At 66.6% G+C, this 11476-nt stretch carries 10 protein-coding genes; 6 read left to right on the forward strand and 4 right to left on the reverse strand.

Annotation, left to right across the window (positions count from 1 at the left end; all coding sequences use genetic code 11):
• Window positions 1-206: 206 nt before the first annotated feature.
• The 3 genes from WDC87_RS15690 to WDC87_RS15700 all read right to left on the reverse strand — a co-directional run bounded on the left by WDC87_RS15690 (window position 207) and on the right by WDC87_RS15700 (window position 3363).
• Entirely contained in the window at window positions 207-1403 is a 1197-nt protein-coding gene (locus tag WDC87_RS15690; RefSeq protein ID WP_072168394.1) for an argininosuccinate synthase, read from the reverse strand.
• A gap of 67 nt (window positions 1404-1470) precedes the next feature.
• Window positions 1471-2481: an N-acetylornithine carbamoyltransferase gene (locus WDC87_RS15695; protein ID WP_088497656.1), complete on the reverse strand. Its 1011-nt coding sequence runs from the start codon at window positions 2479-2481 to the stop codon at window positions 1471-1473.
• Between the two features lie 318 nt (window positions 2482-2799).
• Window positions 2800-3363, reverse strand: coding sequence for a hypothetical protein (locus tag WDC87_RS15700; protein WP_252745293.1), 564 nt, complete (start codon window positions 3361-3363; stop codon window positions 2800-2802).
• 188 nt (window positions 3364-3551) lie between these two features.
• Here WDC87_RS15700 and cysS point away from each other — a divergent pair, with 188 nt between their 5' ends.
• Genes cysS through WDC87_RS15715 form a run of 3 tightly spaced genes read left to right on the forward strand, consistent with a single transcriptional unit; the run spans window position 3552 to window position 6679 of the window.
• Complete coding sequence (cysS, locus tag WDC87_RS15705; RefSeq protein ID WP_072168397.1) at window positions 3552-4928, forward strand: cysteine--tRNA ligase; 1377 nt, start codon at window positions 3552-3554, stop codon at window positions 4926-4928.
• A gap of 54 nt (window positions 4929-4982) precedes the next feature.
• Complete coding sequence (locus WDC87_RS15710; RefSeq protein WP_095378134.1) at window positions 4983-5435, forward strand: SufE family protein; 453 nt, start codon at window positions 4983-4985, stop codon at window positions 5433-5435.
• A complete protein-coding gene (locus tag WDC87_RS15715) occupies window positions 5432-6679 on the forward strand; it encodes an MFS transporter (protein ID WP_072168398.1) in 1248 nt (415 codons plus the stop codon). The genes WDC87_RS15710 and WDC87_RS15715 overlap by 4 nt, the downstream gene beginning before the upstream one ends.
• A 669-nt stretch (window positions 6680-7348) precedes the next feature.
• Here WDC87_RS15715 and dksA read toward each other — a convergent pair.
• The gene (gene dksA / locus WDC87_RS15720) at window positions 7349-8575 is read right to left on the reverse strand and encodes an RNA polymerase-binding protein DksA (protein WP_072168399.1); all 1227 of its coding nucleotides are present in this window, start codon (window positions 8573-8575) and stop codon (window positions 7349-7351) included.
• A 272-nt stretch (window positions 8576-8847) separates the two neighbouring features.
• Between dksA and yidD the strand changes: the two genes are divergently transcribed.
• From yidD to WDC87_RS15735, 3 genes are read left to right on the forward strand one after another with little or no spacing between them, the layout of a single operon-like run.
• Window positions 8848-9102, forward strand: coding sequence for a membrane protein insertion efficiency factor YidD (gene yidD / locus WDC87_RS15725; protein WP_014037867.1), 255 nt, complete (start codon window positions 8848-8850; stop codon window positions 9100-9102).
• Window position 9103: 1 nt separating this feature from the next.
• Complete coding sequence (locus WDC87_RS15730) at window positions 9104-10450, forward strand: dihydroorotase (RefSeq protein ID WP_252745223.1); 1347 nt, start codon at window positions 9104-9106, stop codon at window positions 10448-10450.
• Window positions 10450-11298, forward strand: a complete 849-nt coding sequence (locus tag WDC87_RS15735) for a M23 family metallopeptidase (RefSeq protein ID WP_072168400.1) — start codon at window positions 10450-10452, stop codon at window positions 11296-11298. The genes WDC87_RS15730 and WDC87_RS15735 overlap by 1 nt, the downstream gene beginning before the upstream one ends.
• Window positions 11299-11476 lie beyond the last annotated feature (178 nt).

The following is an 11476-nucleotide window of genomic DNA, read 5'->3' on the forward strand; positions in this document are numbered from 1 at the left end:
CTGTTTTAATATTGACAGGTGCGGGTGCTTGTTGGCTGGGTTTTTTTAATGTTTTTTTTTTATTTAGTTTTGTTTTGAAATTCGTTTGGGGGGGGGGGGGGGGGGGGGCGATTTTATCCACCGGGGCCAGGGGGGGCCCCCGGGCCGGCACTACCTTCCATTGACGCTGCGAGGCGCCGGCCAGCGGCCGGCGCCCCCGTCACAGGTCAACCGCGATTGACCTGCGCATAGACAGTCGAACTCATGCCGAACAGCTTGATGAAGCCTTCAGCCTCTTCCACGCCCCAGTCGGCCGACTGTGCGTAGGTGGCACCCTTGGTGTTGAGCAGGTGCGGCGACTTCACCGCCACCGCGTCGACGCGGCCACCGCGGGTTTCCAGCACCACTTCGCCGTTGACCTTGGCCTGCGAGGACTTCAGGAAGGCTTCGATGTCGGTCTTCAGCGGGTCGTGGTAGAAGCCTTCGTACACCAGCTCCACCCACTTGCGTGCCACGTCCGGCTTGAAGCGGTTCTGCTGCTTGGTCAGTACGGCATCTTCCAGCGCGCGGTGCGCGGCCAGCAGCGAGACCAGGCCCGGGGCCTCGAACACGATGCGACCCTTCAGACCGATCACGGTGTCGCCGGTGTAGACGCCGCGGCCAACACCGTACGGGGCAAACAGCTTGTTGAGCTGGGCCAGGATCTGGTCGCCCGGCAGCGCCTTGCCGTTCAGTTCAACCGCTTCGCCTTCGACGAACTTCAGGGTGACCGTCAGCGCTTGTTCCGGCCACTCGCTGCGCGGCGAGCACCAGCCACGCGCACCTTCGCCCGGGGCTTCCCAACGGTCGATCTCGCCGCCGGACATGGTCACGCCCAGCAGGTTCTCGTTGATGGTGTAGGCCTGCTGCTTGGCGCGCACGCCGAAGCCGCGCTCTTCCAGGTACTTCTGCTCGTAGGCGCGGGTCTGGGTGTGTTCCTTCTGGATCTCGCGGATCGGCGCGATGATCTGGTAGTCACCCAGCGCCTTCACGGCCAGGTCGAAGCGGACCTGGTCATTGCCCATGCCGGTGCAGCCGTGGGCGATGATGTGGGTACCCAGCTCGGCAGCACGCTTCAGCGCGGCATCGACGATCAGGTAGCGGTCCGAGACCAGCAGCGGGTACTGGCCCTGGTAGCCTTCGCCGGCCCACACGAACGGCTTGACGAAGCCTTCCCAGATGGCCGGGCCACCATTGACGGTGACATGGCTGGTCACGCCCAGCTCGGCGGCACGCTTCTCGATGAAATCGCGCTCTTCATCATCCACGCCGCCGGTGTCGGCGAACACGGTGTGCACGTTGTAGCCACGCTCCTGCAGGTAGGGCACGCAGAAGCTGGTATCCAGGCCGCCGGAGAAGGCGAGAACGACGTCTTTGTTGCTCATGGGGATCAGGTCCACTTGGGGGATGGGAATTCGGTAGAGCCGACCGCTGGTCGGCTGAAGTGTTGGATCAGCGCCCGGCAACGGCGGCCATGATCGCCTTCTGCACGTGCAGGCGGTTCTCGGCTTCGTTGATGGCGATGCACTGCGGCGAATCCATCACCGCATCGGTGGCTTTCACGTTGCGGCGCAGCGGCAGGCAGTGGCTGAACACCCCGTTGTTGGTCAGCGCCATCTTCCGCTCGTCCACGATGAAGTGCTTGAACTGGTCGCGGATCGGCTTTTCCGGTTCCCAGTTGCCGAAGAACGGCAGCGCACCCCAGCTCTTGGCGTAGACCACGTCGGCGCCGGCGTAGGCGCTGTCGATGTCATGGCTGATCTTCAGCGAACCGCCGCTCTCGGCCACGTTCTGCTCGGCCCAGCCCATGTAGCGCTCGTCGAGGATGTAGTCGGCGGTCGGGCACAGCAGGGTCACGTCCATGCCCATGCGGGTGGCGATGGTCAGCGCCGAGTTGGCCACGGCGGTGTTCAGCGGCTTGGGGTGGTAGGTCCAGGTCAGCACGTACTTCTTGCCGCGCAGGTCCTGGGTACCGAAGTGCTCCTGCAGCGCCATGATGTGGGCCAGCTCCTGGCACGGATGGGTGATGGTCTCCATGTTGATGACCGGCACCGGCGAGTACTTGGCGAAGCTGTTGAGGACGATGTCCTGGCGGTCGTAGGCCCAGTCGAAGAACTTGGGGAACGCGCGCACGGCGATGACGTCGCAGTAACGGCCCAGCACCTTGGCCACCTCAGCGATGTGCTCTTCGGTATCGCCGTCCATCACCGTGCCGAGGTTGAACTCGATCGGCCACGCATCCTTGCCCGGCTGCAGCACCACCGCGTGGGCACCGAGCTGGAATGCGCCCAGTTCGAAGCTGGTGCGGGTACGCATGGAAGGGTTGAAGAACACCAGCGCGATCGACTTGCCCTTGAGCTGGTCGCCGAGCTTGTTGCGCTTGAACAGCGCGGCCTGGGTCAGCAGCGCGTCGAGATCGCTGCGGCTCCAGTCCTGGGTGTTCAGGAAGTGCTTGGGGGACATCATCTTTCCTTGCGTGGCGGCGCCGGGTTCGACGCGGTGGAAGGGAAAACAGGAAGCAAAGGTGAAACGAAAAGGTTGCAGTTGCAGCTTTCAGAACGCGGAAACGAAAAAACCCAGCCGGCGGGCTGGGTTTTTTTCGGACGAACAGCAAAAAGCTCCGGTTACCCAGCGAGAATGTGGGGTTCCGGTCGACGCGCACGCGAGGTCATGCCAGACGCCTGTCGGGCTGCGCTGCTGTCGTGCTGGAAGTCGGTGAGCTTCATGGCCGAATATCTTTGCATGCGGCCGTGACCGGCGCAAGGGGCCGGGGTCGCAGAATCAGGGATTGCCGGCGGCGCCCTGCTCCGGACCGACCCAGGGGGTGATCAACACCCGGATCTTGAGCCGGTTGCCCGGGTCTTCCGGCAGCCGCGACCGATACTTGGTGCCCTTGTAGACGTAGTCCACGTCGTAGGCGATGGGCCGGCGGAATTCACGCCCCACCGGCACGATGCGGCAGTCGCGGGTCAGCATCGGGCCATTGTTGGCAGGCGCTGGGGCCGGCGTTTCGGGGCCGGCCTCTTCGGAGGGCTCCTCGTCGCTGCGCTTGAACATCGAGCGCACCGAATCCCAGAAGCGGCTGATCCGGCCCTTGTCCTCGACCGGCTCCTCGCCGGTCACGTTCACCGGGGCCAGGGTCCGTGTCGACACCGGCTCGCAGTGCACCTCGGTGCGGGTCGCGCGCAGGGTCTGGAACACCGGCTCGACGTTCAGCACCTGGGCGTAGTCGAACTTCACGTTCTCCACGATCACCACCCGGTTGCGGGGCTCGGTCTCCTGGGCCAGCACCACGGCGGGCAGCGCCGACAGGCAGGCCAGGGTCAGCAACGCGGTGGATTTCATTGGCGACGGGAGCAAGGACACGGCAATAGTGTAGGCAGTGGCGAGCGCAAGGGGCTGAACATTACCCGTCCACGCTGCTCCTGCCCACCCCACCCAGGATGGACCCGGCGTCCACCGGTGGCAGCCAGTGCCCCCAAAGGGGGCCGACACGTTCTAAAATCACAGGCTTGTCCCCCAGCCACAGCCCCATGACCCTGCGCCTGCACAACAACCTGACTCGCCAGCTCGAACCGTTCACTCCGCTCGACCCGGCCTGTCCGACCCTGTATGTGTGCGGCCCCACGGTCTACAACTACGTGCACATCGGCAACGCCCGTGGCCCAGTGGTGTTCGGGGTGCTGGCCGATCTGCTGCGGCGCCGTTTCGGCGCGCTGCGCTACGCCCGCAACATCACCGACGTGGACGACAAGATCAACGCCGCTGCGCGCGAGCAGGGCGTGCCGATCAGCACCATCACCGGCAAGTTCGCCGCCGCCTACCGTGAAGACATGGCCGCGCTGGGCGTGGTGCCGCCGGACATCGAGCCGGAGGTGACCGCGCACATGCCGCAGATCATCACCATGATCGAGCAGCTGATCGCCAATGGTCATGCCTACGCCGCCGAGGGTCACGTACTGTTCGCGGTCGCCAGCTTCAACGGCTACGGCAAGCTCTCGCGCCGTGACCCGGAAGAAATGCTGGCCGGTGCCCGTGTCGACGTGGCCCCGTACAAGCGCGACCCGGGTGATTTCGTGCTGTGGAAGCCGTCCAGCGACGACCTGCCCGGCTGGGAATCGCCGTGGGGCCGGGGTCGTCCGGGCTGGCATATCGAATGCTCGGCGATGGCCGCAGCCCACCTGGGCGAGACCATCGACATCCACGCCGGCGGCGTCGACCTGCAGTTCCCGCACCACGAGAACGAGATCGCGCAGAGCGAATGCGCCCACGGAGGTAGGATCTTCGCCCGTTTCTGGCTGCACAACGGCATGCTCAACTTCGGCGGCGCCAAGATGAGCAAGTCGCTGGGCAACATCGAGCGCGTACACGACCTGGTCCGCCAGCATCCGCCGGAGGCGCTGCGCCTGGCCCTGCTGTCGGCCCACTACCGGCAGCCGCTGGACTGGTCTGATGCGCTGATCGAACAATCGGTGCGCACCCTGGACCGCCTGTACGGCACCCTGCGCGAACTGGCGTCGATCGAGGCCACGGCAGTGATCCCCGCCAGCGTCGAAGCGACCCTGGACGACGATCTCAACACACCCCAGGCGCTGGCCGAAGTGGCCCGCATCGCCGCCGACGCGCGTCGTGCCACCGACCCGGCCGAACAGGCACGCCTGAAGGGCGAGCTGCTCGGTGCGGGCCTGGTGCTGGGCCTGCTGCAGGCCGACCCGGCGCAGTGGTTCGGCACCGCAGCGGGCGACGAGGACGACGATGCCCGCGTCCAGGGCCTGATCGACGAGCGCGCCGCGGCCAAGAAGGCACGCGATTTCGCCCGTGCCGACGCCATCCGCGACCAGCTGGCCGCCGAAGGCATCGTGCTGGATGACACCCCGCAGGGCGTTCGCTGGTCGCGCAAGCGCAGCTGACCTGCCCTGCCCCGTGGCCGGTCCGCCGGCCACGCCCCCACCGTAGAGACTGTTGTGACCGACTCCCCGTTCCCGCTTGAACCCACCGCCGCCGAGGCCCAGGCCGCCATCGCCGAGGAATTCGGCTTCTTCGGCGACTGGTCCGAGCGCTACCAGTACCTGATCGACCTCGGCCGCAAGCTGCCGCCCTTCCCGGAAGAATGGAAGACCGAAGAGCATCGCCTGCTCGGCTGCCAGTCGATGGTCTGGATCGTGCCCGATGGCAACGCGCAGTCGCTGCGCTTCCATGCCATCAGCGATTCGGCGATTGTCTCCGGCCTGATCTTCCTGGCGCTGCGCGTGTACTCCGGGCGCTCGGCGCAGGAGATCCTGGACACCGAGCCGAGCTACATCCAGGACATCGGCCTGGCCCGCCACCTCTCGCCCACCCGCAGCAATGGTGTGGCGGCGATGCTGGCCTTCATCCGCGAGACGGCGCAGGCGCAGCTGCAGCGCGACCCGTCGTGAGCGAACCCGCCACAGCCGAAGACAGTGCACTGGGCCTGCTGTCCCGCCCCGGTTTCGCCAGGCTGCTGGCCTACCGCATCTTCGCGATGCTGTCCTACCAGGTGGTCGCGGTCACTGTCGGCTGGCACATCTACGAAGTCACCCGCAATCCGTTCTCGCTGGGCCTGATCGGCCTGGCCGAGGTCGTGCCGTTCTTCTGCGTGGCTCCGTTCGCCGGTTACCTGGTGGATCACCTGCCGCGCCGTCGGCTGGGCATGGTCGCCTGTTGCGGGCTGATCGCCACTGCACTGGTATTGACCAGCGTAGCCATGGGCTGGCTGCCGATTGACGGCGTGTGGCCGATCTATGCGGCCATCGCGCTGACCGGCATGGTCCGCGCCTTCCTGTCGCCGATCTACAACGCCTTGTTCGCCCGCGTGCTGGCCCGTGACCAGTTCGCCCGTGGCGCCGGCCTGGGCGCGGTGGTGTTCCAGGCCGGCATGATCGCCGGCCCGGCACTGGGTGGCGTGCTGGTCGGCTTCGGTGGCAAGGGCCTGTCCTACGCGGTGGCTACGGCCTTTGCGCTGGTGGCGATGGCCTGCCTGGCCACGCTGAAGGTGGAAGAACCGGTGCATACCGGTCCGGCCGCACCGATCTTCAAGAGCATCGCCGAAGGCGCGCGCTTCGTGGTCGGCAACCGGATCATGGTCGGCGCGATGGCGCTGGACATGTTCTCGGTGCTGCTGGGCGGCGTGGTAGCGATGCTGCCGGCGTTCCTGCACGAGATCCTGCACCACGGCCCGGAAGGCCTGGGCATCCTGCGCGCGATGCCGGCGCTGGGCTCGGTGTGCGTGGGCCTGTGGCTGGCGCGCCACCCGCTGCAGCGCAATGCCGGCCGCGTCCTGCTGTTCGCGGTGGCCGGCTTCGGCCTGTGCGTGATCAGCTTCGGTTTGTCGCAGCATTTCTGGCTGTCGGCGCTGATCCTGCTGTTCTACGGCGCGTTCGATGGCGTCTCGGTGGTGATCCGCTCGACCATCCTGCAGTTGGCTACGCCGGAAGAGATGCGCGGTCGCGTATCGTCGATCAACGGCATCTTCATCAGTTCGTCCAACGAGCTGGGCGCGTTCTATGCCGGCACGATGGCGAAGCTGCTCGGCCTGGTGCCGGCGGTGGTGCTGGGCGGATTCGCGGTGCTGAGCGTGGCCGGGATCACCGCGTGGAAGAACCCAACGCTGCGGAAACTGAATCTTCGCGACCTGCAGTGAACCTGTAGAGCCGAGCCCATGCTCGGCTGCGTATTTCCGTGCGCCCACGCAGCGGTTGCGCCGGGCCGCGCCCGGCGGGCTACTTCCGCGACCGCGGCGGGGTGTGCCTTTCTTTCCTCGTGCAAAGAAAGTCACCAAAGAAACACGCCGCCATCCGCGAGCCGGCGCTGCGCGCCGGTGCCCTGCGCTCCTCGGCGAATCAGGGGACGGCGCGGAGAGCCAGCCGACTAGCAGTCGGCTCTACAGGATCGAGCGGCCTCTTCGCCCCTGACTCCCCTGCGGTGCTCGGCTCGCTACAAGGCGGACCCAACAGCCGCGAGCGCACGCATGACCGCTCCTGGTGGAGCCAAGCCATGCTTGGCTGCTTCTGCTTTTGCTTTTGCTCTTCCTTGCCCTCCGGCTTCGGCCTGAGCAGAGCGTGGGCTCGGCTCTACATCGGCCGCGCACGCAGGAAACCGTCGAGAGCCTGCGGGAGGGTCCGGGCAGGACCGTCCGCGGCATGGATGCCGCGGCCGAGCTTACAGGGATGTACTTGCAGCCTGTCCTGCCCGGACCCACCCGCAGGCTCACGCCGATACCCGCAAGGCGCCGCCCTACGCAGCCAACACGAACCCAACAAAAAACCCGGCCGAAGCCGGGTTTTTCGCATGACCAGACAACGAACTGGAATCAGTCGCCCTGCTGCTTCTGCAGGTGCTCCCAACGCTCCTGGGCGTCGATGGTGCGCTCTGCGGTGAGGCGCGCTTCCAGGCGCTCCAGGCCGATTTCTTCGCCGGTGTCGACGCAGTAGCCGTAGTCGCCTGCTTCCAGGCGCTTCAGGGTGCTGTCGATCTTGCCGATCAGCTTGCGGTAGCGGTCGCGGGTACGCAGTTCCAGCGAGTTCTCGGTCTCGCGGGTCGCACGCTCGGCTTCGTCGCCGATGTCACGCACTTCCTCGCGCAGGTTCTCGATGGTCTGCTTGGACTCTTCCACCAGGTCCGCGCGCCAGTTCTGCAGGCGCTGGCGGAAATACTCCTGCTGCAGCGGGCTCATGTATTCCTCTTCCGAGGACGGCTTGTAGCCAGCCGGCAGGATCGGGCGGCCAGTGGCCTCGTCGGTCTTGTACTCGACCACCTTGTACTTGCTGCGCGGGGCCGGTGCTGCCGAGCGGGCGGCGACGGCCACGGCAACCTTGCCGACAGGGCGCGACACGGTCTTCGGGGCGGAATCGGATTTCACGGCGGTTTTGGCAGGCGATTTCGAAACGGGCACGGGATTCTTGGATTGCGGGGCCTTCGAAGCGACAGGAGCGGCGGCCGGGGCCGGCGTTGAGGCCGGCTGGGCTGCCGCCACTGCCACGGTCTTGGCCGGGACAGGCTTGGCCGGAGCCGGCTTGGCAGCAGGCTTCGGTGCGGACTTCACTACTGGGGCCGGGGTCGGCTTTGCGGCCGGCGCGGCAACGTTCTTGGCAACCTTCTTTACAGCGGCGGGCGTGGCGGCCGGTTTAGCCGCAGCGACCTTCTTTGCTACGGGCTTGGCGACCGGCTTGGCTGCAGCCTTCTTCACCACCGCCTTCGGCGCTGGCTTGGCGGCGGCCTTCTTGACCACCGGCTTGGCGGCGGCCTTCTTCACCGGCGCGGCCTTGCTGACGGTCTTCTTCACCGGCGCCTTCTTGCTGGCGGCGGCTGGCTTGGCCTTGGCGGGCGCAGCGGCCTTCTTCGCCACCGGCTTGGTTGCCTTGACCGGCGTTTTCTTTGCGGTGGCCTTCCTGGCCGCCGGTTGCGAGGACGCTGCCTTGGTCGCCGGCTTGCTGGCCGGCTTCTTGGCAACGGGCTTTGCCGCCAACTTCTTCACAACAGGCTTGGCGGTTTTCTTGGCGGCCGTTGCGGCCTTCTTTGCAGTTTTTTTAGCAGCCACGAAACGCTCTTCCTTGGATTTCCCGGGGCCCGGGAAAGCGGGCCTTTATAGCCTACCCGACCCGCAGCAGCAACCTCGGCACCCTGCTCCATTCAGTCCTGGAGCCAAGGCGCCCTGGAGGGCAGTCCGACGAACACGGACCGCCTTGCGCGGTACGGAACCTGGCCAGCACCCGACGGTGCTGGTACCGGTCGCAGGCCATCGGCGACATGCGACCAACGCCCCATCCTGCACAAATGCGTCCTTCATGCCAACTGGCATAAGATGACTGGGTGATCTCGCGCCTGCTCATTGCCCTGCTGCGCTTCTACAAGCGCTTCATCAGCCCCCTGCTGGGGCCGCGCTGCCGTTTCGTGCCGAGCTGTTCTGAATACGCGATGGACGCCATCTCGCGGCACGGCCCGCTGCGCGGCAGCTGGTTGGCTGCGCGCCGGCTGGGCCGCTGCCATCCGTTCCATCCCGGCGGCTTCGATCCCGTGCCCGAGTCCCCCAACGCCCCCTCTTGCCGTTGCACAGGAAAACACTGACATGTCCTCCACCCTCATCACCAACGCCCGCATGGTCAACGAAGGCCGCACCTTCGATGGTGACCTGCGCATCGAGAACGGCCGCATCGCGCAGATCGGCAGCGGGCTCGCGCCGCGCGACGGCGAGCAGGTGGTGGACGCGGCCGGGCGCTGGCTGCTGCCCGGCATGATCGATGACCAGGTGCACTTCCGCGAACCGGGCCTGACCCACAAGGGCGACATCGCCAGCGAATCGGCGGCCGCCGTGGCCGGTGGCCTGACCAGCTTCATGGACATGCCCAACACCAACCCGCCGACGCTGGATTCAACCATCCTGGAAGCCAAGTACGAGCTCGCGCGCGGCCGCGCCTGGGCCAACTACGGTTTCTACCACGGTGCCAGCAATGACAACCTGGACGCGATCCGTGCCCTGGACCCGAAGAAGGCCCCGGGCGTGAAGGTGTTCATGGGTGCTTCGACCGGCAACATGCTGGTCGACAACCCGGAAACGCTGGACGCGATCTTCCGCGAATGCCCGACCCCGATCATCACGCACTGCGAAGACACGCCGATGATCGATGCCAACCTCAAGGCCTTCCAGGAAAAGTACGGCGATGCGCTGACCCCGGACATGCACCCGGACATCCGTTCGCGCGAAGCCTGCATCAAGTCGACCCGCCTGGCAATGTCGCTGGCACGCAAGCACGGCACCCGCCTGCACGTACTGCACATCTCCACCGCCGATGAGCTGGCGCTGTTCGAGAAGGGCCCGCTGATCCGCGCCGATGGCAGCCGCAAGCAGATCACCGCCGAAACCTGCGTGCACTTCCTGCACTTCGCGCGCCCGGACTACGCGACCAAGGGCAACCTGATCAAATGCAACCCGGCGATCAAGGAAGTGTCCGACCGCGAGGCAATCACCGCTGCCTTGGCCGATGACGTGCTGGACGTGCTGGCCACCGACCACGCGCCACATACCTGGGAAGAGAAGCAGAAGCCCTACGCGCAGGCGCCGTCGGGCCTGCCGCTGGTGCAGTACGCGCTGGTGGCCGCGCTGGAGCGGGTGCACGAAGGCAAGCTGACCCGCGAGCAGGTGGTGCAGAAATTCGCACATGCGCCGGCGCAGCTGTTCGACGTGGAAGGACGCGGCTTCCTGCGCGAAGGCTACTTTGCCGACCTGGTGCTGGTGGAGGACGTGCCGTTCACCGTCAAGCGCGAGGACGTGCTGTCCAAGTGCGGCTGGTCGCCGTTCGAAGGCACCACTTTCCGCTCGCGCATCGCCTCCACCTGGGTCAACGGCCAGCTGGTGTGGGACGGCAGCAAGCTGGTGGGTGAGCCCGCCGGCCAGCGCATGACCTACGACCGCTGATGCGTTCGGCACTGATGATCGGGGCGCTGCTGCTGGCCGCGCCCCTGCTCTGCACATCTTCGGCCAACGCGCAGGATGGCATTGGCAGCCTGATCGACAGCCGCGTGGTGTTCCCGGCCAGTGCCTCGCAGGGCGCGCTGGTGATCGGCAAGGTGCCCGCAGGCAGTCGCGTGCAGTACGCCGGCCGCCAGCTGCGGGTGAGCGGCTACGGCAGCGTGGTGTTCGGCATCGGCCGCGACGAGAAGGGTCCGCTGCGCGTACAGGTGCAACGCCCCGATGGTGGCAGCGAGACCGCGACCATTGCGGTGACGCCGCGCGACTGGCCCACCGAGCGGGTCAACGGGGTGCCACCGAAGACGGTCAATCCGCCGGCGGCGATCGCCGAGCGGATCAAGCGCGAACAGGCGCAGGTGACCGCCGCACGTGCCCGCGATGACGACCGCACCGACTTCACCCAGACCTTCATCTGGCCGGTACAGGGCCGCATCAGCGGCCGCTTCGGCAATGCACGCGTCTACAACGGGCAGCCGGGGGCCGGTCACTCCGGCATGGACATCGCGGTGCCGACCGGCACCCCGGTGAAGGCGCCGGCGGCCGGCATCGTGACCTTCGCCGGTCCGGACCTGTACCTGACCGGTGGCACGCTGCTGCTCGACCACGGCTTCGGGGTCAGTTCCAATTTCCTGCACCTTTCGCGCATCGACGTAAAAGTTGGCGACCGTGTGGAGCAGGGCCAGGTGATCGCTGCCGTCGGCGCCACCGGCCGTGCCACCGGCCCGCACCTGCACTGGGGCATGAACTGGTTCGACACCCGCATCGACCCGTTGCTGGTGCTGGAACGCAAATAACGGTAGTGGGGGGGGGGGGCGCCGCACCCCCTCAACAATTTGTTGGGCCCGGGGGGCGCGCCCGGGCGGGCCCACAAAATAAATTTTTCTAAAACCGGCCCCCCCCCCCCACCGCACGCAACAGGGCCACCGGCGGGGGGTGGTTTGTATTTCCTCCGGCGGGCGGGCTAACCGGGCG

Origin of the sequence: Stenotrophomonas maltophilia group sp. Smal12 (assembly GCF_037079935.1) — a bacterium.
GTDB lineage: Bacteria > Pseudomonadota > Gammaproteobacteria > Xanthomonadales > Xanthomonadaceae > Stenotrophomonas > Stenotrophomonas sepilia.

Coding starts and splice junctions, on each gene's coding strand:
- WDC87_RS15700 (WP_252745293.1), bottom strand. CDS start 3,363: ATGAAATCCACCGCGTTGCTGACCCTGGCCTGCCTGTCGGCGCTGCCC.
- WDC87_RS15695 (WP_088497656.1), bottom strand. CDS start 2,481: ATGTCCCCCAAGCACTTCCTGAACACCCAGGACTGGAGCCGCAGCGAT.
- WDC87_RS15730 (WP_252745223.1), top strand. CDS start 9,104: ATGTCCTCCACCCTCATCACCAACGCCCGCATGGTCAACGAAGGCCGC.
- WDC87_RS15690 (WP_072168394.1), bottom strand. CDS start 1,403: ATGAGCAACAAAGACGTCGTTCTCGCCTTCTCCGGCGGCCTGGATACC.
- cysS (WP_072168397.1), top strand. CDS start 3,552: ATGACCCTGCGCCTGCACAACAACCTGACTCGCCAGCTCGAACCGTTC.
- WDC87_RS15735 (WP_072168400.1), top strand. CDS start 10,450: ATGCGTTCGGCACTGATGATCGGGGCGCTGCTGCTGGCCGCGCCCCTG.